Here is a 26,523-nt window from a genome sequence, read left to right on the forward strand (position 1 = left end):
CGATGAGGCACACCGACAGCTCGCGGCCGCTCTCGTTCGCCAGTTGTTTCAGACGGATGGCGGCGGACAGCCCGGACGGACCGCCACCCACGACGACGACGTCGTATTCCATCACCTCACGTGCACTCATGGTCTTTCCTCCCCGGAAATGCGCTCTCCGCCCCTCGGCCGCCCCCCGGCGGCGGACCCTGGAGCCCGCCGCCGGGCCGTGGTCAGAGCAGGGCTTCGTCCAGAGCCATCACCGTGCCGGACCCCGCCGTGGCGGTCCGCTCCAGGCCGGCGACCTGGGGCAGGATGTGCTCGGCGTAGAACCGGGCGGTCACCCGTTTGGCGGCGTAGAAGCCGTCATGGTCGCTGCCCTCGGCGATCCGCGCCGTGGCGATCTGGGCGGCGCGCGCCACCTGCTGGCCACCGACCAGCGCGCCCATCAGCTCAAGGACCGGCACCGCCGCCGCCGCCGGCAGGCGCGGGTCCTGCGTCGCAGCGGTCAGCAGCCAATCCACCGCCCGCCCGGCCGCCTCGGCCGCATCCGCCAGCCGGGAGCCGACGATGGTGAGCGTCTCGTCCCCGGTCCGCGCCAGTTCCGCGGCCAGCCCCGTGATCTCGGCCAGCAGCTTCCGCACCGCGGCGCCCTGGTCGCGCAGGATCTTGCGGAAGACCAGATCGTTGGCCTGGATCGCGGTGGTCCCCTCATAGATGGTGGTGATGCGGGCGTCGCGCAGGTGCTGGGCCGCTCCGGTTTCCTCGATGTAGCCCATGCCGCCGTGAATCTGCACGCCCAGCGAGGCGATGTCCTGCCCAACCTCGGTGCACCAGCCCTTAGCGATCGGGGTCAGCAGCTCGACGAGGGTCTGCGCCTCCTGGCGCTTGGCGGCGTCAGGGTGGGAGTGCGCCACGTCCACCGCTGCGGCGGCGGTGTAGTGCAGACCGCGCATCGCCTCGATCTGGCACTTCATGGTCATCAGCAGGCGCCGCACGTCGGGATGGTGGACGATGGCCGCTGAGGTGGCCGCGGTCCAGCCCACCGGACGCCCCTGCACCCGCTCGCGGGCGTAGCCCAGCGCCTGCTGATAGGCACGCTCGGCGATGGCGAGGCCTTGCAGGCCCACCGCCAAACGGGCGTGGTTCATCATCGAGAACATGTATTCGAGGCCACGGTTGGGCTGGCCGATCAGGTAGCCGATGGCCCCCTCGCCGTCGCCGAACGACATCACCGCCGTCGGGCTGGCGTTGATGCCCAGCTTGTGCTCCAGCGAGGCGCATTTCAGGTCGTTGGGGGTGGTGATGGCGCCGTTGTCGTCGGTCAAATACTTGGGCACCAGGAACAGCGAGATGCCCTTGACGCCCGCCGGGGCGTCGGGCAGGCGGGCCAGAACCAGATGGATGATGTTCTCGGCCAGATCATGGTCGCCGTAGGTGATGAAGATCTTCTGGCCGCTGACGAGGAAATGGTCACCGGCGGGAACCGCCTTGGTCCGCACCGCGGCGAGGTCGGAGCCGGCCTGCGGCTCGGTCAGGTTCATGGTGCCGGTCCATTCGCCGGACACCATCTTCGGCAGGTAGTGCGCCTTCTGCTGGTCGGAGCCGTACAGGCGGATGGCGTTGACCGCGCCCTGGGTCAGCATGGGGCACAGCGTGAAGGCCATGTTGGCCGCCTGCCACATCTCGTGCACGGCGGTGTTGAGCAGGTTGGGCAGGCCCATGCCGCCGTGCTCGGCCTCGAACGGCAGGCCGTTCCAGCCGCCGTCCACCAGGGTGCGCCACGCCTCGGTCCAGCCCTCGGCGGTGCGGACCACGCCGTTCTCGATGCGCGCACCCTGCTGGTCGCCGACGCGGTTCAGCGGCCCGAGCACCCCCTCGGCGATGGCGCCGGCTTCGGTGAGGACGCTCTCGGCCAGTTCGGAGGTCGCTTCCTCGAAGCCGGGCAGGGCGGTGACACCGTCCAGGCCGACGAGTTCCTCAAGGGTGAAGCGGATGTCGCGCAGCGGCGGAACGTAGGTGCTCATGCTCTGTCTCCCGGTGTTGCGCAGGCTCCCGCGCTTGTTGGTTCGCAAAAAGAAAGGAGGGCCGGGTGGCGGTGGTAACGGCGGTTTCCGTGCTTGCCTGAAGCCCCTCCCCCGCGAGGGGAGAGGGGCTTCAAGCAGTAACGGAAACCGCTCCAGGCCAACCGGCCCTGAGTTCCGCACCCGCGGGGGACGCTTTGGTGCGGCGGACTTGTTCAGATCGTCTGCTCCAATTCGGGCAGCGCCTTGAAGAGGTCGGCCACCAGACCGTAGTCGGCGACCTGGAAGATCGGCGCCTCCTCGTCCTTGTTGATGGCGACGATGACTTTCGAGTCCTTCATGCCGGCGAGGTGCTGGATGGCGCCGGAAATGCCGACCGCGACGTACAGCTCAGGCGCGACGATCTTGCCGGTCTGGCCGACCTGATAGTCGTTCGGCACGTAGCCGGCGTCCACCGCGGCGCGGGACGCGCCCACGGCGCCGCCCAGCTTGTCGGCGACCTTTTCCAGCAGGTGGAAGTTCTCACCCGACTGCATGCCGCGCCCGCCGGAAACCACCACGCGGGCGGCGGTCAGCTCCGGCCGCTCGGACTTGGACAGCTCGGCCGAGACGAACGTGGACACGCCCGGATCGCCGGCCGCCGCCACCGGCTCGATGACCGCCGAACCGCCTTCGGCCGGGGCCGCGGCGAAGCCGGTCGAGCGCACGGTGATGACCTTGACGGCATCGGTGGACTGCACCGTCGCCAGCGCGTTGCCGGCGTAGATCGGCCGCACGAAGGTGTCGGGCGACACGACGGCGGTGATCTCCGAGATCTGCGCCACGTCGATCAGCGCGGCGACGCGCGGCAGGACGTTTTTGCCCGTGGTGCTGGCGGGCGCCAGCACATGGCCGTAGCCCTTGGCGAGACCGGCGACCAGGGCCGCCAGCGGTTCGGCCAGAGCGTGCGCGTAAGCCGCGTCGTCGGCCACCAGAACCTTGGACACGCCGGCGATCTTGGCGGCGGCCTGCGCCACACCGGCGATGCCGGTGCCGGCGATCAGGACGTGGATGTCGCCGCCGATGGCGGCGGCGGCGGTGACGGTGTTGAGCACGGCGGGCTTCAGCGCGCCGCCCTCATGCTCGGCCAGGACGAGGATGCCCATCTCAGATCACCTTCGCTTCGTTCTTCAGCTTGTCCACCAGGGCCGCCACGTCGGCGACCCTGATCCCGGCCTTGCGGCTGGCCGGCTCGTCCACCCGCAGGGTGATCAGGCGCGCCGCTGTGTCGACGCCCAGGTCGGCCGGAGACACCGTGTCCAGCGGCTTCTTCTTCGCCTTCATGATGTTGGGCAGCGAGGCGTAGCGCGGCTCGTTCAGGCGCAGGTCGGCGGTGGCCACCGCCGGCAGCGTGAGGCGCACCGTCTCCAGGCCGCCGTCCACTTCGCGGACGACCTGGACCTCGCCGCCGTCCACGGTGAGCTTGGAGGCGAAGGTGCCCTGCGGCCGGTCCAGCAGCGCGGCCAGCATCTGGCCGGTCTGGTTGGAATCGTCGTCGATGGCCTGCTTGCCGAGGATGACCAGACCGGGCTGCTCCTTCTCGACCACCGCCTTCAGCAACTTGGCGACGGCCAGCGGCTGAAGCTCGGCGTCGCTGAGGACCAGGATGCCGCGATCCGCACCCATGGCCAGCGCGGTTCGGATGGTCTCCTGCGCGGCCTGCGGCCCCATGGAGACCACGACGATTTCCGTCGCCTTGCCGGCTTCCTTCAGCCGGACGGCCTCCTCGACGGCGATTTCGTCGAAGGGGTTCATCGAGAACTTGACGTTCTGGGTCTCGACGCCGCTGTTGTCGGCCTTCACCCGGACCTTGACGTTGTAGTCGATGACCCGCTTGACCGCGACAAGAACCTTCATGGCGTTTTCCCTCACAGCTCTTTGACTTTCTGGCGCAGCATGAATTTCTGGATCTTGCCGGTAGACGTCTTGGGCAGCGGCTCGAAGACGATGGTCTTCGGCACCTTGAAGTGCGCCATGCGCTCGCGGCAGAAGGTGATGATGTCGGCCTCGGTCACGTCGGCGCCGTCCTTCAGGGTGACGAAGGCGCACGGCGTCTCGCCCCACTTCGCGTCGGGGCGCGCCACGACGGCGGCCTCCATGATGGCGGGGTGGGCGTAGAGGACGTCCTCGATCTCGATGCTGGAGATGTTCTCGCCGCCGGAGATGATGATGTCCTTCGAGCGGTCCTTGATCTCGACGTAGCCGTCCGCGTGCCAGACCGCGAGGTCGCCGGTGTGGAACCAGCCGCCGGCAAAGGATTCCTCGGTGGCGGCGGGGTTCTTGAGATAGCCCTTCATGACGTTGTTGCCGCGCATGAAGATCTCACCGACCGTGCTGCCGTCCTTGGGGCAAGGGGCGAGGGTGAACGGGTCGGCCACCATCAGGCCCTCCAGCATCGGGCCGCGCACGCCCTGGCGGGACTTCAGCTGGGCCTTTTCCTCCAGCGGCAGCGGATTCCAGCGGTCGTGCCAGACGCACTGCACGGCGGGGCCGTAGGTCTCGGTCAGGCCGTAGACGTGGGTAACGTCCCAGCCCATGCGCTCCATGCCGGCGATCACCGGAGCCGGCGGCGCGGCGCCCGCGGTCATCACCTTGACCGCGTGGGTGATGCCATCCTTCAGCGCCTCGGGCGCGTTGTTGATCATGTTGAGCACGATCGGCGCGCCGCAGAAGTTGGTCACTGTCTCGTCGCGGATGGCGTTCAGGATGGCATCGACCCGCACGTGGCGCAGGCAGACGCTGGTTCCCGCCGTCACCGCCATGGTCCACGGGAAGCACCAGCCGTTGCAGTGGAACATCGGCAGCGTCCACAGATAGACCGGCGCGTCGGCCATCTTCCAGGACAGCGCGTTGGACACCGCGTTCAGGTAGGCGCCGCGGTGATGGTAGACGACGCCCTTGGGGTTGCCGGTGGTGCCCGAGGTGTAGTTCAGCGCGATGGCCTGCCACTCGTCGGCCGGCATGGTCCAGGGCAGATCGGCGTCGGCCTCGGCCAGAAGCTGTTCGTACGTGGCCTCGCCGAGCAGTTCGCCGCCGGTGTACTGCGCATCGTCGATGTCGATGACGGGAATGCTGCGCCCGGCGGTGGCCAGCGCCTTCTTCACCACCGCGGAGAACTCGCGGTCGGTGATCAGCAGCTTGGCCTCGGCGTGGTTCAGGATGAAGGCGATGGCGTCGGCGTCGAGGCGGGTGTTGATGGCGTTCAGCACGGCGCCGGCCAGCGGCACGCCGAAATGCGCCTCGAACAGTTCCGGCGTGTTGGCGGCCATCACGGCGACGGTGTCGCCCAGCCCGATGCCGCGCTTGGCGAGCGCCGAGGCGAGCTGGCGGCAGCGGGTGAAGGTCTCGGCCCAGGTGCGGCGGACCGGGCCGTGGATGGTGGCGATCCGGTCCGGCCAGACCGCGGCGGCGCGTTCGAGAAAGGTCAGCGGCGTCAGGGCGACGAAATTGGCGGCGTTCTTGTCGAGCCCCAGCTCGTACGGATTCGTGGCGTTCATAAGGCGTTCGCTCCCTTCCGGCGTTCGGTGCCTGCCGCTTCTGGACGCGGCGTTGAAGGGGGGTCTAGCAGTTCAGCTTTGCCCAACTTTCTCAGGATTGTTACCAATTGTAGTCGGGCGCATTCCTGATGAGTGCGCTAAAGACGGGGGACGAGCGTTGCGGAAGTCGGAGACGGTGCCATGACTGGCTGGGGCTTTCCTTTTGTGCTGGCCGCGGCTTTTCTGCTGCATTCGGGGGTGGCTGCCGCCAACGACAGCACCGGCTTCCAGGGCACGACCGGCATTGAGCTTTCCTCCACCAACGACATCCGAATGGTGGCGGAGGATCTGCGGATCGGTCTTGACGAGATCAGCGTCTCCTACGTCTTTCGCAACGTCAGCGACCATCCGGTGGAAACCATGGTGGTATTTCCGCTGCCGGATCTCGATCTTTCGCTCGGCAGCACGGCGCCGAACTGGGGCTTTCCGTCCGAAGGCCACGATTTCCTGAATTTCAGGCTGTGGATCAACGACCGCCCGCTCACCCCGACCCTGGAGCGCCGCGCCTTCCATCAGGGCAAGGAGGTCACCCGCGAGCTTGAGGCCGCGGGCGCGCTCGATCTGGTGCCGTGGGCGAGGGGCGGTTATGACGAGCAGGCCAAGGCGCTGTCCGCGTCGGCGCTCGCGGGGCTGCGGCGCGCCGGGCTGATCCAGGAGGGCGAGGACGAGAACACGCCGCAATGGCAGGTGCGGAACCGGTATTTCTGGCGGCAGACCTTCCCCGCCGGGGAGGATGTGCGGGTCCGGCACGTCTACAAGCCGTTCGTCGGCCATGCCCTTCTCGGCAAGGTGACGGAGGTCGATGGCCGGACGGTGGTCGGCCGCTTCGTCGGCGACAAGGAAAATCCGGGAGGCGACCGCTATTGCCTGGACGACGGAACCCGGCGCGCCCTGGCCGCCGTGCAGAACCGCTCTTCCAAAGACGCCATGCCGTTCAGCGCCGCCGAGATCGAGTACATCGTCACCACGGCCCGCAACTGGCGGGGGCCGATCGGCCGCTTCCACCTCACCCTCGACAAGGGCGCGCCCGAGAACATGCTGTCGGTGTGCTGGAACGGACTTAAGAAGACCGGTCCGACGACCTTCGAAGCGACCGTCGCCGATTTCGTTCCCGACCGCGACATCCGCCTGCTGGTCTTCGTTCGCGAGAAGAGCCCGCCGCCATAAGTCGCGGATGCCTCACGGCGTGGCGGTGGCGAGCGCCATGGGCAACAGGACCGTGACCGTGGTGCCGCGCCCTGGCGCGCTGTCGATCTCCAGCCGGCCGCCGTGCAGTTCCGCCAGCGCCTTCGACAGCGGCAGCCCGATGCCGGTTCCGTCATACTTGCGCGTCAGCGCGCTGCCCACCTGGGTGAACATCTCCAGCGCGCGCGGAATGTCCTGCGCGGCCATGCCGATGCCGGTGTCGCTGACCACGATCTCGATCCGCTGGTTGTCGCGGACGCGGGCGCTCACCCGGACGCTGCCGGTGGAGGGCGTGAACTTGACGGCGTTGGACAGCAGGTTGAGCAGGATCTGGCGCAGGCGCAGCCCATCGGCTTCGATGACCGGCAGGTGGAGGGGAAGCTCGGCCGTCACGGTGACGCCGTGCTCCTCGGCCTTGGGGCGGATCACGTCGATGGCGGCGGTGACCGCCTCGGCAACGTCGACGGGCTCGCGCACCAGTTCGAGCCGGCCGGCGTCGATCTTGGACAGGTCGAGGATGTCGTTGATGATCCCCAGCAGGTGCGCGCCGCTGAAGTGGATGTAGCCGGCATAATCGCGCTGCTTGGCGTTCAGTGTGCCGAAGAACTCGCCCGACAGCGCCTCGGAAAAGCCGAGGATGGCGTTCAAGGGCGTGCGCAGCTCGTGGCTCATGTTGGCGAGGAAGTCGGACTTGGACTTGCTGGCCTGCTCGGCGCGCTCCTTGGCGGCGTGCAGCCGGCTCACGGTCAGGCGGTGCCCGTCGATCTCCTGCTCGAGCCGGGCGTTGACCGCCCGCAACTGCGCCGGGCTGGTCAGCGCCAGGGCCTGTGGCAGCAGGCGCCAGCCGATGATCGCCGTGACCAGCGACGCGCCCCCCGCCAGCAGCTTGTAGAGCCCTTGTGCGCCGTAGGCCGGGACCCACATGGTCACCACCTCGGACAGATGCGCCACCCCGCACAGCCCGAACACGGTGATGAAGGCGATGAACAAGGGGCGGAACTCCAGGTCGGAGCGCCGCCGCGTAAAGATCAGCAGCGCCACGGCCACCGCGCAGTACGACACGCCCATCAGGATGTCGCCGGTGACATGGGTGTAGATGATCGCCGGGTTCCAGGACAGGCAGAAGCCGTGCGGCGTCAGGCCGGAAGGGTCGAACAGGAAATCGATCAGAGCATCCACGTCATCGCCCCTTCGCACCCGCAGCCGCGGTACGGGCCGTGTGCTGCCGCACGGCCCGCCGGAATTAAATCGAATATAGTCGCACCAAGGGTTTCGACGCCGCAGGCAATATGCCGCGTATCGGAGAAATTACAGGCGTCCGCGACGGTGTCGACGCTCTGGAGTTTTGCCGCGGTGCGCCCGTTCACCGCGCGCGGCGCGATCCGCGCGTGTCTTTAGCAGACATATCGGCGTCGCGTGCAGCGCCACCGGGGGGAACCGCCTCGTCCACATAATGCGGTTCGGGGCGGCGGTGCAGGTCTTCGTAATGGACCAGGGCAGCCTCGCCGAGCGGGACCGGCTGGCCGTCGCGCCAGGTCCACTCGCCGCGATCGCAGTCGGCCGCGCGGACGTAGCCGTTGATGTAGAGCCGCCGGTCGCGGGACGAGCGGTTCGCCGCCGAACCGTGGATCATGTGCGGGTGCCAGAAACCAACGTCACCCGGCCGCAGGTCGAAATCGACGAGGCGGGATGGGGAGAGCCCGTGCCGCTCCAGCACCTCCTCGGCGATGCCGGAGCCCAGGATGCTGCCGCGCGGCGAGAGGTCCAGGTCTCCCAACAGATGGCTGCCGGGGTAAAGCCGCATGGCTCCGCTGCGGACCGTGTGCGGGTCCACGGCGATGCCGGTCTGCACGTAGGATTCGCCGAGGTTGCGATACGCCTCGCGCGGGCGGCGGAAGCGGCTGTCCTGGTGGAACGCGTAATCGCCGCCAGCCGCGCCAGGCGGCTTCCAGTGCATCTGGTTGATGATCTGCTTCACGTCGCGGCCGATCAGCGATTCCACCATGCGGAACAGCCGCTCGTCCTGGCGAAACGCGTTCAGCACGGCGTCGGCGTAGGATGGCCATTGCACCATGCGGACGGTATGGCCGATGCTCGGGTCGTCGGCGACGCGGACGTGGAAGTTGCCATGGCGGAAGCTGCGCGGGTGCTTGAGGCCAGCGTCATACTGCCGGTCGAACGCGGCGGCGAGTTCCGCCACCTCGACGGCGGAAAACACGCCGCGCACGATGACGAACCCGTCGCGGCGGTAGGCGTCCCGGATCTCGGTTGGGGACGGCAGCGGCATGATCGGTGACCTCCGGAGGCGCGTGCGCCTCCCTATTTTTTGCATCCAGCCGCTCGCTTTCAACCTCGTCGGGCGCCGCATGACGGCGGCCGGCGTCCCTCAGGCGACACGGCTCTGCCGGGTCCATACCGGCGGCGGGTTCCGTGTCGGGCGCAACGGCGGCGCCCGGTAGGAGCGCGCGACCTGTTCGGCCGGCGGGTGGCCGTAGAGCGTGGTGCGCTGGCGGACCGGGCGGCCGGCGGCGGCGCTCAGGGCGTCCATCTCGGCCGGCGGCATCTCCTGCCCGTGCGCGGCCCCGGCGGCGCGGGTGATGCTCTCGTCCATCAGCGTGCCGCCCAGGTCGTTGACACCGGCGTTCAGGCAGGCGGCCACGCCCTCCGGCCCCATCTTGACCCAGGAGGTCTGGATGTTGGGAATCCACGGGTGCAGCGCCAGCCGGCCGACCGCGTGCATCAGCACCGCCTCGCGCCACGTCGGCCCCTTGCGCGCCCCGCCCTTGAGGTAGATCGGCGCCTCCATGTGGACGAAGGGCAGCGGCACGAACTCGGTGAAGCCGCCGGTGTCGCGCTGGAGGTCGCGGATGCGCATGAGGTGGTTGGCCCAGTGCTCCGGCCGCTCGACATGGCCGTACATGATGGTGGCGGTGCTGCGCAGCCCAACGCGGTGGGCGGTGCGCATCACCTCCAGCCATTGCGCGGTGTTCACCTTGTCGGCGCAGAGCACGGCGCGCACGTCGTCGTCGAGGATCTCCGCCGCGGTGCCCGGCAGCGAGCCCAGGCCGGCGCGCTTCAGCGCCGTCAGGAACTCCTCCAGCGGGACGCCGAGGGTGGCGGCACCCTGCCAGACCTCCAGCGGCGAGAAGGCGTGCACGTGCATCTGCGGCACCGCGCCCTTCACCGTGGCGAGAATGTCCAGGTAGGTCTGGCCGGTGTAGTCCGGGTGGATGCCGCCCTGCATGCACACCTCGGTGCCGCCGCGCTCCCACGCCTCGACCGTGCGCGCGGCGATCTCCTCGTGCGGCAGGTCGTAGGGGCGGCCGCGCAGCGCCTCGGCGGTCTTGCCCTTCGAGAAGGCGCAGAAGCGGCAGCGGTAGGTGCAGATGTTGGTGTAGTTGATGTTGCGGCAGACCACGTAGCTCACCGTGTCGCCCACCACGTCGCGCCGCAGCGCGTCGGCGGCGGCGGCCACGGCGGCGAACTCCGTGCCGCGGGCCGCGAACAGGCGGACGATCTGCGCCTGCGACAACGGCCGGCCGTCGCGCGCCTGGGTGAGGATGCCGGCGAGGCCCCCCTCGGCAATGGCGGGGGCGGGCATCGGCGGTGGGAGGATAACGTCCTGGCCGGGGCTCCAGGCATCGCGCGCCAAGCCGGCGGCGTCGGCTTGGACGCGGACGGCGCGGTGCAGCGCCGGGTCGATCCACGCGGCCATGGCGTGGACGTAGCGGGGGTGCACGGGCAGGCGGGGCGCCAATTCCTTGCCGGCGGCGCGGGTGCGGGTTTCCAGCTCCGTCAGGTGCGGCCAGGGGGCCTCGGGGTTGACGTGGTCGATGGTCACCGGCGACACGCCGCCCCAATCGTCGATGCCGGCATCCACCAGCGCCTCCAGATGGCCGGGGCTGAGGTTCGGCGGCGCCTGCACGGTCATCTCCGGCGGCAGCGCCAGACGGGCGAGCGCGATGGCGCGCAGGTGCTCCGCGTGCGGGGCGTCCGGCGCCTCGGCCATGCGCGTGCCGGGCTTGGCGCGGAAGTTCTGCACGATGACCTCCTGCACGTGGCCGTGCCGCTCGTGCGACGCGCGGATGGCGAGCAGGGAATCGACGCGCTCCTCCAGCGTCTCGCCGATGCCCATGAGGATGCCGGTGGTGAAGGGCACGCCCGCCCGCCCGGCGGCCTCCAGCGTGGCGAGGCGCACGGCGGGGTGCTTGTCCGGGCAGCCGTGGTGCGGGCCGCCCTTCTCGCACAGCCGCTCCGACAGCACCTCGACCATCATCCCCTGCGACACCGACACCCGGCGCAGCAGCGCCAGTTCACCGTCGTCCAGCACGCCGGGGTTGGCGTGCGGCAGCAGCCCGGTCTCGTCCAGCACCAGCTTCGCCATCGCCGCGAGGTAGGAAATCGTGCTGGGGTGGCCCAGCTGTTCCAATTCCGCCCGCGCTTGCGGCCAGCGCAGCTCGGGCTTGTCGCCCAGGGTGAACAGCGCCTCGCGGCAGCCGGCCGCCGCTCCCGCCCGCGCGATGGACAGCACCTCGTCGGCGGTCAGGTAGGCGTTGGCGCCCGGCCGCGGCGACTGCGCGAAGGTGCAGTAGCGGCAGGTGTCGCGGCACAGCGTGGTGAGCGGGATGAAGACCTTGGGCGAGTAGGTCACCAGCGCGCCGTGCGCCAGATCGCGGCGCGCCCGCGCGGCGCTCAGCAAGTCCGCGGTGTCGGCCTGCGCGGCAAGCTGCCGGACGGCGCCGTCGTCGAGCCGGTCGCCGCGCGCGGCGGCAGCGAGAAGGTCGTTCATGGTGCACCTCATGGGGCGGCCGGGACCTTGATCGGGCCTGGGAGCCGGTCGGCGATCCGCAGGCGATGGAGAAGTCCGAGCGTGCGCGACGAGCCGCCGCGCCGGAGGTAGACGGCAAGGTCGTCGGGGTGGTCGATGTCGAGGGCGAGGCCGGGGCTGTCCACCACCCGCACGCTGCGCCCGGCCGCCGCGGCGGCGTCGCGGTGGCGCCGGCAACTGTCGGGGCCGAAGCCGAAGGGCAGCGAGGCGACCGGGCGCAGGAACATGGCGTTGGTGCCGCCATCGGTGGAGCGCGCCAGCACCACGTCGGCGTCGGCGGCCAGAACGGTGGATTCCAGCTCGGCCGGGGTGATTCCGGGCAGGTCGGCGGGCATCATCAGCACGTGGGCGCGCGGGGTGCTGGAGAGCAGCCACGCGCGGGCGCACTCCAGGCTGCGGTTGAGGCCGGCTTCCGGCGCCTCGGGCAGGAGGGCGGCGCCGTATTCCGAGGCGATTTGCGCGGCGGCCGGGTCGCCGGTGACCACCGCCACGGTGTCCACCGCGGCGCAGCGGCGCAGCGCATCCAGCCCGTCCTCCAGCATGGAGCGGACCAGCGCCGCGCGCTCCTGGGGCGCCAGGAAGGGGCTGAGGCGGCGCTTGCCGTCGTCCAGCGAGCGGACGGGGACCAAGGCCCAGAGGGGATCGCGGCGGCTGTTCATCGGCGCAGCTCCCGCGCGAAGGCCAGAACCTCGCCGGCAAGGCGGGCGCGGTCGGTGGCGTCGCGCATGATGGTCTGCGCCACCAGGACGCGCGGGCCTTGGATGCTGTCGGCGAGGTCGCGGTCCACCGCGTCGATGACGAAGCCGTCCAGCAGGTCGCCGTACTGCTCGGCCACCCAGGCGGCGGAGGGGCGGATGCCCAGCTCGTCCATCATCTTTGCGGCCGGTCCCTTGATCGCCTGCCCGCCGACGATGGGCGACACGGCGACCAGCGGCACCCGCCGCCGCGCCAGCGCCTCGCGCAGGCCGGGCACCGCGAGGATGGGGGCGATGCTGACGAAGGGGTTCGACGGGCCGATGACGATGGCGGCGAGGCGCGGATCGTCCAGCCACGCCAGCACGTGCGGGTTGGGCCGCGCCGTTTCGACGCCCTGGAAGCGGAAGCCGCGCACCCGCGGTTCGCAGCGGCGGCGGACGAAATAGTCCTGGAAGGCCAGCGTGCCCTCGTCGGTGTCCACCATGGTGGCGACCGGGTCGTCGGTCATCGGCATCACCTCGGCGGAGATGCCGAAGCGGCGGCACAGCTCGGCGGTGACGGCGCTCAAGGATTCGCCGTTGCGCAGGCGGCGGGTGCGCTTGACGTGCACCGCGAGGTCCTTGTCGCCCAGGCGGAACCACGTCTCGCCGCCCAGCGCCGCGGTGGCGTCCATGAAGGCCCAGGTCTCGCCGGCCCGGCCCCAGCCGGTCCCCGGGTTCACCACGCCGGCCAGCGTGTACGTCACCGTGTCGATGTCCGGGCAGATCGACAGGCCGAGGTGGGTGAAGTCGTCGCCGGTGTTGACCAGCACGCCGAGGTCGCCCGGCGGCAGCACGGCGTACAGCCCGCTCGCCAGCCTGGCGCCGCCGACGCCGCCGGACAGGGTAAGGATCTTGGTGGCCTGCTCGTTCATGCCGCCCTCACCGGAACAGGTCGTGTTGCCGCGGCCGGATCAGAGCTGAGGCCGGCTGCTCCGGCCCGTCGAGGCGCAACCCGCGCACCAGGACCGCCGGGATGCCCTCGCCGGCCTGCCCCATGACCATGGACGCGGCGGCGGCCACCTCGTCGCCCACGGCGACTTCGGTGATGCGCAGCGCCCGCCCGAACAGGTCCGGCGCGCCGCGGCGGTCGAGCAGGGCCGGCAGGCCCGAGGCCCCGATGCACACGCCGGTCACGCCGTTGCGCCAGGGCCGCCCGAAGCTGTCGTTCATCACCACGGCGAGCCGCACGCCGTGCCGCCGTTCCAACGCCGCGCGCAACCGCCGGCAGGAACCGTCCGGGTCCTCGGGCAGCAGCAGGGCGAAAGCCTCATCGCCCTCGATGTTGGACTGGTCCACACCGGCGTTCGCCATGACGAAGCCCAGGCGGTGCTCGACGATCAACACGTTGGGCACAGCGCGGATCACGGCGCGGCTTTCCGACAGCACCACCTCGATGAGGCGCGAGTCCTTGCGCACGATGCCGGCCAGCTCGACCGCGCGCGGGGAGGGGGTGATTTCGGCCAGCCGCACCAGCCGCGCTTCCGCCTTGGAGACGATCTTCTGCGCCACCACCAGCGCGTCGCCGTCCGCCAGCCGTTGGCCGGCGCGCTCCAGCGCGTCGGTCAGCAGCGCCGCGAGGTCGTCGCCCGGCTGGACGAGCGGCAATCCCTCAAGGCCGATGAGGCTGACGGCGGTCACGCCCGGCGTCCGCTACAGCGCGTTTCCGTCGGCCGTCTTGCCGACGATGCGGATGCCGGCGCCATCGACCTTGTAGAGGCGGTTGATGGTGATGAGCACGGAGGTCAGCGCCTCCGCCGCCGCGGAGTTGGCGAGCGGGCCGCCCTGGATGCCGCGCAGCCCCGCCGCCTCGACGAGGCGGAGAGCGGACTCGCGCGCCTCCTTGTCGTCGCCGAAGACCAGCACGTCGCAGTCGATGGGCGCGCTGCCCTGGAGCTTGTGGGCCGACACGTTGTGGAACGCCGACAGCACGGTGACGCCCTCGCCGAACGCGCGCTGCGCCTGCACGGCGGCGCAGCCCTCGGCCGGAAGCTGCACAGTGCCGACCTTGGGCGGAACCAGCGGCACGGTGGCGTCGATCACGATCTTGCCGGCGCAGTGCGGGCGGATCTCGTCGATCACCGCGCTGTGGGTGGCGTAGGGCACGGTCAGCACGACGACGTCGGCCATCGCCGCGGCCTCGGCCTGGCTGGCGCCCCTGGCGCTGAATTCGGCCGCGGCGGTCTGCGCCTTTTCCGGGCTGCGCGAGCCGATGACGACGGGATAGCCGGCGCGCGCCCAGCGCCCGGCGAGGCCGGACCCAAGCGCGCCGGTGCCGCCAATGACGGCGATGGTGGGACGGGTGGTTTCGGTCATGGTCTCGTGTCCTTGGGTAGGGCTGTTTTTCGATGGAGCTGAACGTTCCTTTTTCGTCATCCCCGCGCAGGCGGGGATGACGGCATGAAAGAGTTCAGGCCATCATGAAATCCGCTATTCCACCATCTGCGGGATCGTCACCAGTTCGATGCCGGCGGCCAGCAGGCCGTCGCGGGCGGCCCGGGCGACGGCGACGGCGGTGGGCTCGTCGCCGTGGACGCACAGGGAGTCGATGCGGGTGGGGAGGCGCTTGCCGTTGCGCGAGACGATCTCCTGCTCCAGCACCATCCGCACCACGCGCTCGGCGGCCACCTGCGGGTCCTTGATGACCGAGCCCTCGATCTTGCGGGAGGTCAGGTTGCCGTCGTCGTCGTACAGCCGGTCGACGAACGCCTCGCGCGCCACGCGCAGGCCGAGGCTCTCGCCCGCCTTGTCCATCTCCGACCCGGCGAGCGCCACGTAGATCAGCGACGGGTCCACCGTTTTGATCGCCCGGCCGATGGCCATGGCGTAATCCGGGATCTCGGCGGCCATGTTGTTGAGCGCGCCGTGCGGCTTGACGTGCGTGACCTTGGTCCCGGCGTAGGCGGCGATCGCCTGGAGCGCGCCGATCTGGTAGGCGACCATCAGTTCCAGGTCGCGCGGCTTCATGTCGATGCGGCGGCGGCCGAAGCCCCAGAGGTCGTTGAAGCCGGGGTGCGCGCCGATGCTGACGCCGGTCTCCTTGGCGCGCATGACGAGGCGGTGCATCACGTTGGGGTCGCCCGCGTGGAACCCGCACGCCACGTTGGCGGAGCCGATGATCGACAGCAGCGCCTCGTCGTTGCCGATGTCATAGGCGCCGAAGCCCTCGCCCATGTCCGCGTTGAGGTTGACCTTTCGCGCCATCCTTCCACCCTCCCTTGTTCTTGTCAGGTTCGGTCGGGGGCGCCCCGACCGGGCCTCCATCGTCAGCGTAGTTGCTCCCAGAACTTTTATCAAGTATAGAACCATAGTACCCATTTTTCGGCCGGAAGCGATTGAAAGGCAAAGCCGTTTCGGAAAGTGCTGGGAGGATGCGTCATGAATGGGACTGGTTGGCCGAGGCTGCTGCCGCAGGGCGACGCGGCTTTGGTGGTCGAGCTTGGCGACACCATCGACCGGCATGTGAGCGAGCGGGTCACGGCCCTCGCCGACGCCCTGCGCCGGGCCGCCATCGCGGGGGTGGTCGAGCTGGTGCCGACCTTCCGCTCGCTGCTCGTCCAGTACGACCCGCTGATTCTGGACTTCGCCGCCATCGCCGGCCGCGCGCGGGAGGTGTTGGCGGGCATCGAGGTCGGTGAACGGCGCCTGCGCCTCGTCCACATGCCCGCCTGCTACGACGAGGATCTGGCGCCCGATCTGGCGGAGGTCGCCGCGCGGACCGGGATGACGCCGGGCGAGGTGGTGCGGCTGCACGGCTCGGTCGATTACCACGTCTACATGCTGGGGTTCCTGCCGGGGTTTCCGTACATGGGCGACCTGCCGGAGCCGTTGCGGCTGCCGCGGCTGACCACGCCGCGCGTGCGCGTGCCGCCGCGCTCGGTCGCCATCGCCAACGCCATGACCGCGGTCTACCCGCTGGAGAGCCCCGGCGGCTGGCGGCTCATCGGCGCGGTGCCCGTCGATTTCTTCGACATCGCGCGCGATCCGCCGGCCCTGCTCGGCCCCGGCGACCGCGTCCGCTTCGAACCGGTCGAGCGCGCCGCCTTCGACGATCTGCGCGCCGCCTGGGCGGCGGGCGAGGGGGCGCTGTCGGTGGAGGAGGTGGCGGCATGAGCGCTGTTCTCGCCGTCGTGCAGCCGGGGCTGCACACCACGGTCCAGGACGCCGGCCGGTTCGGCGCCCAGGCGCTCGGCGTGCCGGTGTCCGGCGCGCTCGACCCCGACCAGTTGCGCCTCGCCAACGCGCTGGTCGGCAACGGTGCCGGTGAGGCGGCGCTGGAGATCCTGCACGCCGGGCCGGTGCTGGAGGTGGCGGCCCCCTCCGTCCGCGTCGCGCTGGCGGCGTTCGACGGCGCCTTGGTGCTGGAAGGGATGGATGGGCGCACCGTGCCGGCGTGGCGCAGCGTCATCCTCAAGCAGGGCGACCGGGTGCGGGTGATGGCGTCGCGTCAGGCCGCGTGCGCGTATCTGGCGGTGGAAGGGGGCTTCGACGTGGCGCCGGTGCTGGGCAGCCGCGCCACCTACACGCGCGGCGGCTTCGGCGGGTTCAAGGGGCGGGCGCTCGCGGCCGGCGACCGGCTGCCGCTGCGCCGCGCGCGGGCGTCGGAGCGCGGCGACCTGCGGCTTCCCGACCCGCCCGCCATGGGCGGTGGGCCGCTGCGCATCGTGCTGGGGCCGCAGGACGACCGTTTTCCGGCCGACGCCGTGGCGCTGTTCTGCGGCTCGGACTACACGGTCGGGCCGGCGGCCGACCGCATGGGGCTGCGGCTGGAGGGGCCGGCGCTGACGCATGTGGGCGGGCACGACATCGTGTCGGACGGCATCGCCTGGGGGGCGATTCAGGTGCCGGGTGACGGGCGGCCGGTGCTGCTGCTGGCCGACCGGCAGACCACCGGCGGCTATCCGAAGATCGGCGCGGTGTGCACGGCGGACCTGCCGCGGGCCGGGCGGCTTCGCCCCGGTGACCGCGTGCGCTTCGCCATTGTCGGCGTCGAGGAGGCGCAGACGCTGCGCCGCGCGCACGAGGCGTGGCTCAAGCGCGTGATCGCCGGGCTGGTGCCGGCGGACGAGAGCGTGGTCGATCTGGAGGCGCTGTACACCGCCAATCTGGTGAGCGGCGCCGTCAGCGGCTTCGAATGGGATGACGCCGATGCCGCCCTCGGGTAGAGAGAAGGCACAGGTTGCGAAGGATGTGAGAGTATGCCCGTGAAGCAACGCACCGCCGCCCCGACGCGCACGGCCCAGAATCTGGCGCGGACCTTCAAGCGCAGCCGGGTGCCGCTGTACATCCAGGTGGCGACGCTGCTGCGCCGGCGCATCGAGGACGGGCACTTCGCCGCCGGCCAGAAGATCCCGACGCTGGACGAACTGGAACAGGAGTTCCAGGTCGCGCGGGTGACCGTGCGGCAAGCCATCGACATTTTGCAGAAGGAAGGCTTGGTCTGGCGCCAGCAGGGCAAGGGCACCTTCGTCAGCCAGGACACGCGGGAGCGGCGCTGGCTGCGCCTCGCCATCGACATGGAATCGCTGGTCCAGACCATCGACGGCAACGTGCCGAAATTCGTCACCGTGAAGGACCCGCCGCTGCTGCCGCGCCTGCGGCCGGAGGACGGCCAGCCGGCCGAGGACTACCATTACCTGCGCAGCATCCAGTACCGGGCCGGCGAGCCCTTCGCCATCGCCAACGTGCACGTGGCGCAGGACATCTACGGGCGCTTCCCCGAGGAGTTCGAGACGCACACCACGCTGCCGGTTCTGGTGCGCCATCAGCGCGACGACATCGGCCGCGCGCAGGCCACGGTGGTGATCGGCAGCGCCGATCCGGAAACCGCCGAGCTGCTGCGCATCCCGCTCAACGCACCCATCGCCGAGGCCCGCTATGTGGTCGAGAACCGCGACGGTGTGGTGATCTACGTCGCCGAACTGGTCTACCGCGGCGACTGCGTGCGCTTCGACATCGACCTGCTGAAGGACGGCGGGGGGAATGGGCTGAAGCTGGTGACGTAGAAAGAGCCCCTCTCCCGCAAGGGGAGAGGGGCTCTTTCTTGACGCGCTTTTTCCTGACGCCCGTCAGCCCTGGAGCTTGGGCAGGATCTCGCGGGCGATGGTTTCGATCTGCCCGCGTTCGTAGCGGTAGGGCACCAGCACGATGCGCTGGATGCCGACGTCCACATGCGCGCGGAGCTGCTCCAGGCATTCCTCCGGCGTGCCCATGATGGCGCTGTCGGTGGTGGATTCGCTCCATGAGGCGAAGTCCCACTCGGTGGTCAGCCACTCCATCATCTTGTCCTTCACCGCCTCGCGGCTCTCGCCGATCATGATCGGCAACTGGTTGCCGTTCTGCAGCGTGGCCGGGTCCTTGCCCGCCTCCTTGGCAAAGTTGACCACCTTCTCCCAGGACCGGGTGAAGGCGTCGGGCGTGTAGAAGTAGGTCAGCCAGCCGTCGCCGCTCTGGCCGGCGCGCTTCAGCACCGCGTCCACATAGCCGCCGATCAGGATCGTCGGGCGCGGCTTGGTGCCGGGTTTGGGGTACATCACCGCCTCGCGCATGTTGTACGGCTCCATCTCGGCGGTGACCGAGGGCTCCGTCCACAGGCGGGTCATGATCTCCAGGTTCTTGTCCATGATCTTGCCGCGCTGCTCGAACGGCACGCCGACCGCGTCGAACTCGCGCTTGTACCAGCCCGACGCCATCGCCAGCACCAGCCGCCCGTCCGACAGCAGATCCAGCGTCGAAAGCTGCTTGGCGAGCAGCAGCGGGTTGCGCAGCGGCAGCACCAGCACGCCGGTGCCGAGCTTGATCTTCTTGGTGCGCGCCGCTACGGCGGTGAGCATGGTGAGGGAGTCGGCGATGGGGAAGTTGGGGTCGGTGCCGAGCAGGATGTGGTCCCACACCCACAGCGATTCGAACCCCAGCTCCTCCACCCAGATGCCGTAGTCCAGGAGGGCGCGCGGGTCCGGCATCTCGGGGTACCGGGTGAAGTTCCGCATCGCGATGCCGACTTTGACGGTCTTCGATGACATGAGGCGTCTCCTCGCGTTCTCGTTCTTCAGCCGATGTACAGGCGGTCGGGGTCGATGGTGCGCAGCACCGCCAGTTCCTTGTCGGTGGGCGGCTCGGTGGTGTGGACGTCGTCCGCCATGTCGATCTCGAAGCCGGTGTTCTCCTGCACCTTGGCCATGGTCACGCCGGGGTGCAGCGCCTCGACCTGCATGCGCTTGGTCTCGGGGTGGAAGCCCATGATCGCCAGATCGGTGATGATCTTGTACGGGCCGCCCGCCAGCAGGCCGGATTGCCGGCGGCTGTCGCCGCCCTCCAGATAGCCGGGGCTGGTGATGTACTCGACCTTTTCGACGAAGCGGCGCTTCTCGTGCTTGGTGGCGACGATGACGCGCGACAGGCTGGCGATGTCGTTGCCGCCGCCGGTGCCGGGCATGCGGAGGTCGGGGTGGTCGGGATCACCGATGAACGAGCTGTTGATGTTGCCGTAGCGGTCGATCTGCGCGCCGCCCAGGAAGCCCACGTCCACATAGCCGCGCTGCAAAAGCAGCAGCACGTCGGTGATCGGGCAGAGCATGTTGGCCTGCCGGGTGCAGCGCTGCTCGTTGGTGGAGGGCGGCAGCTCGCCGGGCACGATGAACGGGCCGATGACGCCGCCCTCGAACAGGATGGTCAGGCCCGGCGCGTGCAGGCGCTGCGCCAGCGTCGCCGCCAAGAGCGGCGTGCCGACCCCGGCGAACACCGTGATGCCGTCGTCCAGCGAGCGGCTGGCCATCACCGCCAGCAGTTCGGATGCCGTGTAGGTGCGCTCAGACATTGTGGATGCTCCTGCCGCCGCGGGTCGCCGCCAGAAGGTCGCCCAGGCCCATGCGGCCCAGCGTGTCGGTCCAGCTCTTGGGTTCGTGGTAGAAGCGCTCCAGGTACTCGCGGGCGCCCTGTTCCGGGTCCTTCTTGGTCAGCGCGGCGAACTGGTCCATGTGCTTGAAGAAGGGCTCGTAGTGGCCGTAGCACTCGTGCGGCGCGCTGCCGTAGGGCACCTCGACCACCGCCTCGACGGTGAAGAAGGGGAACTTCGTGTGGTCGGGGGCGCGGCGGATCTGGTCGTTGGAGACGATGCGCTCGGTGGTGACGATCACCTTCTTCGCTGCCAGCGGCAGGTCGATGTCCATGAACTGCAAGCCGTCGAGCTGCGCGTTGCCGTAGGGATCGCAGCGCTGCACGTGAATGATCGCCACATCCGGGTTGAGCGCCGGCAGCAGCAGCAGCTTCTCGCCGGTGAACGGGCAGTCCATCTCCTTCAGCTGGCCCTCGACGCGGCGGCGCACGTCGGAGCCCATCATGGACCGCGTGGGCATGAACGGCAGCCCCATGGCCCCGGCGCGATAGCGCAGGCCCATGGACATGTGGCTCCACTCCTCGAACTCGGCGCGGCCGGATTCGACCCAGTGGCGCATCACCTTGGAGATGCCCCAGACGATGCCCTGGCTGAACCACGAGGTGATCATCTTCTTGCCGATGCCCGAGGCGAAGATGATGTCGCCGTCCGACGACACGATGGAACGCGAGAAGGTCAAATCCTGCCGGCCGGCGCGCACCAGCGCCCAGATCATCGCCATGGGGGTGCGCGACATCATGCAGCCGCCGATGGCGACGTGGTCGCCGTCGTGGATCAGTGCCGCCGCCTCTTCGAGGGTCATGACCTTCTCGCGCAGGCTGCGGTCGCGCGCGGCGGTCTCGGCCCTCAACTGTTCGTAGGATATCACCACGGATGTTTCCTCCCCTCTCTGCCGCGCGCGGCCGCTAGAGCGCGGTGCCGGCGTCGCGGTTGACGCCCTTGATCAGTTCGTCCCAGACCGGCACCAGCGCGCACAGGTCGTCCCAGAAGCGCTGGTGCAGACGGCGGTCGAAGTCGGCGAGCGGGATGCCCTGCTGCTCGACCCAGGTGAAGTAGCCGAGGTTGAAGATGCGCCGCCGGTCGCGGTGCCCGAGTTCGAGCACATGGTCCTCGCCGACACCGGCCAGCGCGCGGCCGAACACCTCCGCCGCGGCGATCTGGTCGAAATGGCCGCCGAAGTCGCGCTCCAGTGCCTTGTCGCGCTCGCTGCCGTACATCGCGCCGCCGTCGGTGGCGACGGTGACGATGATGTCGTCCTCGGTCAGGTCCAGGCGCTTGGCCGTCTTGATCGCCGCCAGGATGTTGCAGATGCCGGAAATGCCGATGGAGCCCAGCGCGTTGATCAGTTCGTCCGGCAGCCCCTTGCGCCCGGCCAGGAAGGCGCGTCCCTCCGGCGTGTTGAACAGCACGTTGACCGCGTCGGTCGAAGCGTCGGAGACGCCGACCACGAGGTCGCTGTTCATCACGTTCTGGATCAGCGGGATGTGCTTGTCGCCGATGCCCTGGATGTTGTGGGCGCCGTAGCCGTTGTAGAGCATGGTCGGGCACTCGGTGGGCTCGACCGCGACGATCTTCGTGCCGTACGTCGCCTTCAGGTGGTCGCCGGCTGCGAGCGTCCCGGCCGAACCGGTGCTGCTGACGAACGCCGCCAAGCGCGCGTGGCCTTTGCTGGCGTGCTCGAAGATCTTGGCCAGCGCGCGGCCCGTGCAGACCCGGTGGACGACGTAGTTCGGGAACTCGGAGAACTGGTTGAGGATGTCGTTGTCCGGGTGGCGGGACAGCTCGGCGCAGGTGTCGTAGATCTCCTTGACGTTGCTCTCCGACCCCGGCGTGCGGATCACGTCCTCCTGGTCGGCGACCCAGCGGGCCAGCCACTCGAACCGCTCGGCGCTCATCCCCTCCGGCAGCACGGCGATGCCGCGGCAGCCGAGGATGCGGGAGATGGCGACGCCGCCGCGGCAGTAGTTGCCGGTGGACGGCCACACCGCCTTGTGGCGCGTCGGGTCGAACCGGCCGGTGACCAGCCGCACCGCCAGACACGCGTAGGCCGGCAGCACCTTGTGCGCGCCGATCATCGGAAAGCGCTCGCCCAGCGCCAGCACGATGCGCGCCGGCACGCCGGTCAGCGCGCTCGGCAGCTCCAGATATCCGGGCACCTCGGCCAGAGTCCGCCGGTCGGCGGCGTTGAACCAGTGCACGCGGCGCAGGTTTGCGGCGTTCGGGCTATCCGGGTCCACCGATGGGTCTACACCGGCGGAGGCCGCGACAGGATCGGCAATTTCCTCGAAAGTGGGCAGGCGCACCCCGGTCTCGCGCAGGCGCGCCACGGCGCGGTCGCGGACGGTGCGGTCGATGATGGACGCGGGAAGCTCGAAGGGGTTCAACGTCGTCCTCCTCGGGTCAGGACCGGCGTTCGCGATGCGTGCGCAAAACCCGGCCGCAGCCTGGGCTTTGCGGTCATATGGTCCTATCTTTAGAACCATACGCACCTTAGAAATTGCCGGCAAGAAAAATGTTTTCATAGAAAGGCTTGATTTCGTGATCGCGATGGGGAGATAGTTTGAAACTCAAATCGTTCGAGGGCGAATGAAGCGCTCTCCAGGCCAGGGGCGGAACGCTCCGGCACGCATAAAAAAGAGCGGTTGCAGGGAGGACGGGAATGGCGCACGCCACTGGTGTCGGTGCCAAGGTCCGCAGAAAGGAAGACGAGCGGCTGCTGCGCGGGCGCGGCCGGTTCGTCGGTGACATCGCGCTGGTCGGCATGCGGGAACTGGCCTTCGTCCGCAGCCCGGTCGCCCACGCCCGCATCCGCGGCTTCGAGATCCCCGAGGAGCACCGCGGCGCCGTCTTCACCTGGGCGGACATGCAGGCGGGCGGCGTCAAGGCGATCCGCGCCGTGTCCGGCCTTCCCGGCTTCAAGGCGTCGGAGCAGCCGCCGCTGGCCGACGGCAAGGTCCGCTTCGTCGGCGAGCCGGTGGCCGTCTGCGTCGCCGCCACCCGCGCCGAGGCCGAGGACATCGCCGCCCAGGTGTTCGTCGATTTCGACGAGCTGCCGGTCAACACGAACATGCTGGAGGCGGTCAAGCCCGGCGCGCCCCTGGTGCACGAGGCCTGGGGCGACAACGTGTTCCTGGAGACCAGCGTCGGCGGCAACATCCAGGAGATCGCCGCCCGCGCCCCGGTCAAGGTGTCGCGCACCATCCGCACCGCGCGTCAGTGCATGGTGCCGCTGGAGGGCAAGGGCGTCGTCGCCAACTGGGAGCGGCAGGCCGAACAGCTCGTCCTCACCACATCCACGCAGATGCCGCACATCGTGCGCGCCGGCCTGTCGGAATGTCTGGGGCTGGACCAGGGCGCCATCCGCGTCATCGCGCCGGACGTCGGCGGCGGCTTCGGCTGGAAGGGGCTGTTGCAGCCGGAGGAGGTGGTGGCCGGCTGGCTCGCCATGAAACTCGACCATCCCGTCCGCTGGACCGAGGACCGGCGCGAGCACCTCGTCGCCGCCGCGAACTGCCGCGAGCACCATTACGAGATCACCGCCTACGCCGACGAGCGCGGCCGGCTGCTGGGGCTTGAGGCGGACGCCTGGGTCGATGCGGGCGCCTACTCCATCTACCCGTTCTCGGCGTGTCTGGAGGCGGCGCAGGTCGGCAGCATCCTGCCCGGTCCGTACGACTTCCAGCACTACCGCTGCCGGACCTTTTCGGTGTGCACCAACAAGCCGCCGATCGTCCCCTTTCGAGGGGTGGCGCGCACCGGCGTCTGCTTCGCCATGGAGCAGATGATCGACGCCGTCGCCGACGCGGTCGGCCGCGAGCCGTGGGAGGTCCGCGTCGAAAACCTCGTCCCGCCGGAGAAGATGCCCTTCGACAACGTCACCAAGAAGCACTTCGACAGCGGCGACTATCCCGAATCCGTGCGCCGCGCCGTGGCGGCCATCGAGCTGGAGGGCTGGCGGGCGCGGCAGAAGCGCGGCGAGCCGGACGGCCGGCTGATCGGCGTCGGCGTCGCCACTTACTGCGAGCAGTCGGCGCACGGCACGGCGGTCTACCATGGCTGGGGTATCCCCATGGTGCCGGGCCACGAGCAGGCGCAGGCGCGCATCACGCCGGACGGCGGGCTGGAGCTGCGCGTCGGCGTGCAGTCGCACGGCCAGAGCATGGAGACCACCTTCGCCCAGGTCGCCAACGAGGTGCTGGGCATCGAGCTGCACAAGATCAAGCTGGTGCACGGCGACACCGGGCTGACGCCCTACTCGACGGGCACCTGGGGGTCGCGCAGCATGGTGATGGCCGGCGGCGCCGTCGCCACCGCGTGCCGGACGCTGGCGGAGCGCGTGCTTAAGATCGGCGCGCACCTCCTCCAGGCGCGGCCGGAGGACGCAAGGCTGGAGGAGGGCTGCGTGCGCGTCGGCCACGCCAGCATCCCGATCAGGGACATCGCCCACACCTGGTACCGGGCGCCGCAGCTTCTGCCGCTCGACGTCAACCAGGGCGGGCTGGAGGTCACCGGCGGCTACAAGCCGAAGAGCGACCACGGCACCTTCTCCTACGCCACCCACGCGGTCGCCGTGGCGGTGGACCCTGAGCTTGGGACGGTGCAGATCCTCGACTACGTCGTCGTCGAGGACGCCGGCACCATGGTCAACCCCATGGTGGTGGACGGCCAGATCTACGGCGGCGTGGCCCAGGGCATCGGCACCGCGCTGTACGAGCAGATGCCCTACGACAGCGAGGGGCAGCCGCTCGCCTCCACCTTCCTGGACTACCTCATCCCCGGCTTCACCGAGGTGCCGCACGTGCGCATCGTCCACATGCTGACGCCGTCGCCCTACACCGAGTTCGGCGTCAAGGGCATCGGCGAGGGCGGCGCCATCGCGCCCCCGGCGGCGCTGTGCAACGCCATCAACGACGCGCTCAAGCCGCTGGGGGCGGTGGTCACCGACAGCCCGATGACGCCGGAGCGCATCCTCGGTGCCATCGACGCCGCCAGGGGGACTGCGCGATGAAGGCGGTCGATTTCGCGTACGAGAGTCCCGCGTCGCTGGACCACGCGCTGGAGCTGCTGGCGCGCGAGGACCTCAGCGCCCGGCCGGTGGCCGGCGCCCAGTCGCTGGGGCCGATGCTGAACCTGCGGCTGGCGCAACCCGACCTGCTGGTGGACATCACGCGGATCGCCGAGTTGCGCACGGTTCGCCGCGACGGCGCCGCGATGGTCATCGGCGCCTGCGTCACCCACGCCATGCTGGAGGACGGCCGCTACGAGGACGCCACCCGTGGCGTCGTGGCGAGGGTGGCGGCGGGGATCGCCTACCGTGCCGTGCGCAACCGCGGCACCATCGGCGGCAGTCTGGCGCACGCCGACCCGGCGGCCGACTGGGTCGCCACGCTGACCGCCTTGGGGGCCGAGGTGGTGGTGGCCGGCCCCGGCGGGCGGCGCGCCGTCGCCATGGGGGATTTCGTGCTGGGCGTCTTCGAGACGGACTTGCGGCACGGCGAGATCATCGCGGAGATCCGCGTGCCGGCGCTGTCCGACCGCGCCCGCTGGGGCTACTACAAGTTCTGCCGCAAGGCGGGCGAGTTCTCGCACGCGACCGGCGCGGTGCTGGTGGACCCGGCGCGCGGCGTCAGCCGCGCCGTCATCGCCGCGGCGTCCGGCCGGCCCATCGTCGTCGAGGACCCGGAGATCGTCCGGGACGGCGCCTGCACGCCGCAACGCGTCGCCACCCTGCTGGCCGGCACGCCCATCGCCGACAACCCCTTCGAGGTCAACACCCACACGGTCGCGCTGAAGCGCGCCATCGCGCAGGTGACGGCATGACGAACACCAGAACCATCACGCTGACCGTCAACGGCAAGCCGGTCACCGCCGCGGTGGAGCCGCGCACCCACCTCGCCGACTTCCTGCGCGAGCGGCAGTTGCTCACCGCCACGCATCTGGGGTGCGAGCAGGGGGTGTGCGGCGCCTGCACCATCCTCATCGACGGCGAGCCGGCGCGCTCCTGCATCACCTTCGCGGTGGCCTGCGAGGGGCGCTCGGTGACCACGGTGGAGGGGCTGGACGACGACCCCGTCGCCGTGCAACTGCGCGACGCCTTCATGGCGGAGCACGGGCTGCAATGCGGCTTCTGCACCCCCGGCATGCTGGTGTCGGCGCGCGATGTGGTGCTGCGCCGGCCGGACGCGGACAACGACCTCATCCGCCTGGAAATGAGCGGCAACCTGTGCCGCTGCACCGGGTACGTCGGCATCGTCAACGCTATCCGCCGCGTGCTGGACGCGCGCAAGGCGGCTGCGGAGTAGCC

General features: G+C 69.9%; 24 protein-coding genes. 7 read left to right on the forward strand and 17 right to left on the reverse strand.

Annotated elements, in window-relative coordinates; all coding sequences use genetic code 11:
* The 5 genes from ACSVDD_RS09810 to ACSVDD_RS09830 form a co-directional block, all read right to left on the reverse strand.
* On the reverse strand, nucleotides 1-130 hold a 130-nt coding region (locus tag ACSVDD_RS09810), incomplete at its 3' end, for an FAD-binding protein (RefSeq protein ID WP_448189645.1).
* An 82-nt stretch (nucleotides 131-212) separates the two neighbouring features.
* Nucleotides 213-2,006 (reverse strand): acyl-CoA dehydrogenase C-terminal domain-containing protein, encoded by a 1,794-nt coding sequence (locus ACSVDD_RS09815; RefSeq protein ID WP_448189161.1) that lies wholly within the window; start codon nucleotides 2,004-2,006, stop codon nucleotides 213-215.
* Nucleotides 2,007-2,218: 212 nt separating this feature from the next.
* A complete protein-coding gene (locus ACSVDD_RS09820) occupies nucleotides 2,219-3,148 on the reverse strand; it encodes an electron transfer flavoprotein subunit alpha/FixB family protein (protein ID WP_448189162.1) in 930 nt (309 codons plus the stop codon).
* Between the two features lies 1 nt (nucleotide 3,149).
* Nucleotides 3,150-3,899 carry an electron transfer flavoprotein subunit beta/FixA family protein gene (locus ACSVDD_RS09825; protein WP_448189163.1) on the reverse strand — a complete coding sequence of 250 codons (750 nt, stop codon included), beginning with the start codon at nucleotides 3,897-3,899 and terminating at the stop codon, nucleotides 3,150-3,152.
* An 11-nt stretch (nucleotides 3,900-3,910) separates the two neighbouring features.
* On the reverse strand, nucleotides 3,911-5,539 hold the full coding sequence (locus tag ACSVDD_RS09830) for an acyl-CoA synthetase (RefSeq protein ID WP_448189164.1): 1,629 nt from the start codon (nucleotides 5,537-5,539) through the stop codon (nucleotides 3,911-3,913).
* A 180-nt stretch (nucleotides 5,540-5,719) separates the two neighbouring features.
* On the opposite strand from ACSVDD_RS09830, the gene ACSVDD_RS09835 reads away from it, so the two are divergent.
* Complete coding sequence (locus ACSVDD_RS09835) at nucleotides 5,720-6,745, forward strand: DUF4424 family protein (protein ID WP_448189165.1); 1,026 nt, start codon at nucleotides 5,720-5,722, stop codon at nucleotides 6,743-6,745.
* A 12-nt stretch (nucleotides 6,746-6,757) separates the two neighbouring features.
* On the opposite strand, the gene ACSVDD_RS09840 is transcribed toward ACSVDD_RS09835, so the two are convergent.
* From ACSVDD_RS09840 to ACSVDD_RS09875, 8 genes are all read right to left on the reverse strand, one after another.
* Nucleotides 6,758-7,942, reverse strand: coding sequence for a sensor histidine kinase (locus ACSVDD_RS09840; RefSeq protein WP_448189166.1), 1,185 nt, complete (start codon nucleotides 7,940-7,942; stop codon nucleotides 6,758-6,760).
* 184 nt (nucleotides 7,943-8,126) lie between these two features.
* On the reverse strand, nucleotides 8,127-9,050 hold the full coding sequence (locus tag ACSVDD_RS09845) for a phytanoyl-CoA dioxygenase family protein (RefSeq protein WP_448189167.1): 924 nt from the start codon (nucleotides 9,048-9,050) through the stop codon (nucleotides 8,127-8,129).
* Between the two features lie 99 nt (nucleotides 9,051-9,149).
* Nucleotides 9,150-11,552 carry a 5-amino-6-(D-ribitylamino)uracil--L-tyrosine 4-hydroxyphenyl transferase CofH gene (gene cofH / locus ACSVDD_RS09850; protein ID WP_448189168.1) on the reverse strand — a complete coding sequence of 801 codons (2,403 nt, stop codon included), beginning with the start codon at nucleotides 11,550-11,552 and terminating at the stop codon, nucleotides 9,150-9,152.
* 8 nt (nucleotides 11,553-11,560) lie between these two features.
* Nucleotides 11,561-12,250: a 2-phospho-L-lactate guanylyltransferase gene (gene cofC / locus ACSVDD_RS09855; RefSeq protein ID WP_448189169.1), complete on the reverse strand. Its 690-nt coding sequence runs from the start codon at nucleotides 12,248-12,250 to the stop codon at nucleotides 11,561-11,563.
* Complete coding sequence (cofD, locus tag ACSVDD_RS09860) at nucleotides 12,247-13,200, reverse strand: 2-phospho-L-lactate transferase (protein ID WP_448189170.1); 954 nt, start codon at nucleotides 13,198-13,200, stop codon at nucleotides 12,247-12,249. Before cofD ends, cofC begins: the two co-directional genes overlap by 4 nt.
* Nucleotides 13,201-13,207: 7 nt before the next feature.
* Nucleotides 13,208-13,966 carry a coenzyme F420-0:L-glutamate ligase gene (gene cofE / locus ACSVDD_RS09865; RefSeq protein WP_448189171.1) on the reverse strand — a complete coding sequence of 253 codons (759 nt, stop codon included), beginning with the start codon at nucleotides 13,964-13,966 and terminating at the stop codon, nucleotides 13,208-13,210.
* A gap of 12 nt (nucleotides 13,967-13,978) precedes the next feature.
* Nucleotides 13,979-14,701: an NADPH-dependent F420 reductase gene (gene npdG, locus ACSVDD_RS09870; protein ID WP_448189172.1), complete on the reverse strand. Its 723-nt coding sequence runs from the start codon at nucleotides 14,699-14,701 to the stop codon at nucleotides 13,979-13,981.
* A gap of 54 nt (nucleotides 14,702-14,755) precedes the next feature.
* Nucleotides 14,756-15,529: a LamB/YcsF family protein gene (locus tag ACSVDD_RS09875; protein ID WP_448189173.1), complete on the reverse strand. Its 774-nt coding sequence runs from the start codon at nucleotides 15,527-15,529 to the stop codon at nucleotides 14,756-14,758.
* A gap of 174 nt (nucleotides 15,530-15,703) precedes the next feature.
* On the opposite strand from ACSVDD_RS09875, the gene pxpB reads away from it, so the two are divergent.
* Genes pxpB through ACSVDD_RS09890 form a run of 3 tightly spaced genes read left to right on the forward strand, consistent with a single transcriptional unit; the run spans nucleotide 15,704 to nucleotide 18,330 of the window.
* Nucleotides 15,704-16,438, forward strand: a complete 735-nt coding sequence (pxpB, locus tag ACSVDD_RS09880; protein ID WP_448189174.1) for a 5-oxoprolinase subunit PxpB — start codon at nucleotides 15,704-15,706, stop codon at nucleotides 16,436-16,438.
* On the forward strand, nucleotides 16,435-17,490 hold the full coding sequence (locus ACSVDD_RS09885; RefSeq protein ID WP_448189175.1) for a 5-oxoprolinase subunit C family protein: 1,056 nt from the start codon (nucleotides 16,435-16,437) through the stop codon (nucleotides 17,488-17,490). The genes pxpB and ACSVDD_RS09885 overlap by 4 nt, the downstream gene beginning before the upstream one ends.
* A gap of 33 nt (nucleotides 17,491-17,523) precedes the next feature.
* A complete protein-coding gene (locus tag ACSVDD_RS09890; protein WP_448189176.1) occupies nucleotides 17,524-18,330 on the forward strand; it encodes a GntR family transcriptional regulator in 807 nt (268 codons plus the stop codon).
* A 63-nt stretch (nucleotides 18,331-18,393) separates the two neighbouring features.
* Here ACSVDD_RS09890 and ACSVDD_RS09895 read toward each other — a convergent pair whose 3' ends face one another.
* Genes ACSVDD_RS09895 through ACSVDD_RS09910 form a run of 4 tightly spaced genes read right to left on the reverse strand, consistent with a single transcriptional unit; the run spans nucleotide 18,394 to nucleotide 22,603 of the window.
* Nucleotides 18,394-19,347, reverse strand: a complete 954-nt coding sequence (locus tag ACSVDD_RS09895) for an LLM class flavin-dependent oxidoreductase (RefSeq protein ID WP_448189177.1) — start codon at nucleotides 19,345-19,347, stop codon at nucleotides 18,394-18,396.
* A gap of 26 nt (nucleotides 19,348-19,373) precedes the next feature.
* Nucleotides 19,374-20,141, reverse strand: a complete 768-nt coding sequence (locus ACSVDD_RS09900) for a CoA-transferase subunit beta (RefSeq protein ID WP_448189178.1) — start codon at nucleotides 20,139-20,141, stop codon at nucleotides 19,374-19,376.
* The gene (locus ACSVDD_RS09905; RefSeq protein ID WP_448189179.1) at nucleotides 20,134-21,087 is read right to left on the reverse strand and encodes a CoA transferase subunit A; all 954 of its coding nucleotides are present in this window, start codon (nucleotides 21,085-21,087) and stop codon (nucleotides 20,134-20,136) included. Before ACSVDD_RS09905 ends, ACSVDD_RS09900 begins: the two co-directional genes overlap by 8 nt.
* Before the next feature lie 37 nt (nucleotides 21,088-21,124).
* On the reverse strand, nucleotides 21,125-22,603 hold the full coding sequence (locus ACSVDD_RS09910; protein WP_448189180.1) for a pyridoxal-phosphate dependent enzyme: 1,479 nt from the start codon (nucleotides 22,601-22,603) through the stop codon (nucleotides 21,125-21,127).
* A gap of 275 nt (nucleotides 22,604-22,878) precedes the next feature.
* Here ACSVDD_RS09910 and ACSVDD_RS09915 point away from each other — a divergent pair, with 275 nt between their 5' ends.
* The 3 genes from ACSVDD_RS09915 to ACSVDD_RS09925 are packed head-to-tail and all read left to right on the forward strand — an operon-like array spanning nucleotide 22,879 to nucleotide 26,521.
* Complete coding sequence (locus ACSVDD_RS09915; protein ID WP_448189181.1) at nucleotides 22,879-25,227, forward strand: xanthine dehydrogenase family protein molybdopterin-binding subunit; 2,349 nt, start codon at nucleotides 22,879-22,881, stop codon at nucleotides 25,225-25,227.
* The gene (locus ACSVDD_RS09920; protein WP_448189182.1) at nucleotides 25,224-26,039 is read left to right on the forward strand and encodes an FAD binding domain-containing protein; all 816 of its coding nucleotides are present in this window, start codon (nucleotides 25,224-25,226) and stop codon (nucleotides 26,037-26,039) included. The genes ACSVDD_RS09915 and ACSVDD_RS09920 overlap by 4 nt, the downstream gene beginning before the upstream one ends.
* Nucleotides 26,036-26,521 carry a (2Fe-2S)-binding protein gene (locus ACSVDD_RS09925; RefSeq protein ID WP_448189183.1) on the forward strand — a complete coding sequence of 162 codons (486 nt, stop codon included), beginning with the start codon at nucleotides 26,036-26,038 and terminating at the stop codon, nucleotides 26,519-26,521. Before ACSVDD_RS09920 ends, ACSVDD_RS09925 begins: the two co-directional genes overlap by 4 nt.
* The last annotated feature ends 2 nt before the right edge of the window (nucleotides 26,522-26,523 follow it).

The sequence above is a fragment of the Azospirillum terrae genome (assembly GCF_053470425.1).

Coding starts and splice junctions, on each gene's coding strand:
- ACSVDD_RS09815 (WP_448189161.1), bottom strand. CDS start 2,006: ATGAGCACCTACGTTCCGCCGCTGCGCGACATCCGCTTCACCCTTGAG.
- ACSVDD_RS09820 (WP_448189162.1), bottom strand. CDS start 3,148: ATGGGCATCCTCGTCCTGGCCGAGCATGAGGGCGGCGCGCTGAAGCCC.
- ACSVDD_RS09825 (WP_448189163.1), bottom strand. CDS start 3,899: ATGAAGGTTCTTGTCGCGGTCAAGCGGGTCATCGACTACAACGTCAAG.
- ACSVDD_RS09830 (WP_448189164.1), bottom strand. CDS start 5,539: ATGAACGCCACGAATCCGTACGAGCTGGGGCTCGACAAGAACGCCGCC.
- ACSVDD_RS09835 (WP_448189165.1), top strand. CDS start 5,720: ATGACTGGCTGGGGCTTTCCTTTTGTGCTGGCCGCGGCTTTTCTGCTG.
- ACSVDD_RS09845 (WP_448189167.1), bottom strand. CDS start 9,050: ATGCCGCTGCCGTCCCCAACCGAGATCCGGGACGCCTACCGCCGCGAC.
- cofH (WP_448189168.1), bottom strand. CDS start 11,552: ATGAACGACCTTCTCGCTGCCGCCGCGCGCGGCGACCGGCTCGACGAC.
- cofC (WP_448189169.1), bottom strand. CDS start 12,250: ATGAACAGCCGCCGCGATCCCCTCTGGGCCTTGGTCCCCGTCCGCTCG.
- cofD (WP_448189170.1), bottom strand. CDS start 13,200: ATGAACGAGCAGGCCACCAAGATCCTTACCCTGTCCGGCGGCGTCGGC.
- npdG (WP_448189172.1), bottom strand. CDS start 14,701: ATGACGAAAAAGGAACGTTCAGCTCCATCGAAAAACAGCCCTACCCAA.
- ACSVDD_RS09875 (WP_448189173.1), bottom strand. CDS start 15,529: ATGGCGCGAAAGGTCAACCTCAACGCGGACATGGGCGAGGGCTTCGGC.
- pxpB (WP_448189174.1), top strand. CDS start 15,704: ATGAATGGGACTGGTTGGCCGAGGCTGCTGCCGCAGGGCGACGCGGCT.
- ACSVDD_RS09885 (WP_448189175.1), top strand. CDS start 16,435: ATGAGCGCTGTTCTCGCCGTCGTGCAGCCGGGGCTGCACACCACGGTC.
- ACSVDD_RS09890 (WP_448189176.1), top strand. CDS start 17,524: ATGCCCGTGAAGCAACGCACCGCCGCCCCGACGCGCACGGCCCAGAAT.
- ACSVDD_RS09895 (WP_448189177.1), bottom strand. CDS start 19,347: ATGTCATCGAAGACCGTCAAAGTCGGCATCGCGATGCGGAACTTCACC.
- ACSVDD_RS09900 (WP_448189178.1), bottom strand. CDS start 20,141: ATGTCTGAGCGCACCTACACGGCATCCGAACTGCTGGCGGTGATGGCC.
- ACSVDD_RS09915 (WP_448189181.1), top strand. CDS start 22,879: ATGGCGCACGCCACTGGTGTCGGTGCCAAGGTCCGCAGAAAGGAAGAC.
- ACSVDD_RS09920 (WP_448189182.1), top strand. CDS start 25,224: ATGAAGGCGGTCGATTTCGCGTACGAGAGTCCCGCGTCGCTGGACCAC.
- ACSVDD_RS09925 (WP_448189183.1), top strand. CDS start 26,036: ATGACGAACACCAGAACCATCACGCTGACCGTCAACGGCAAGCCGGTC.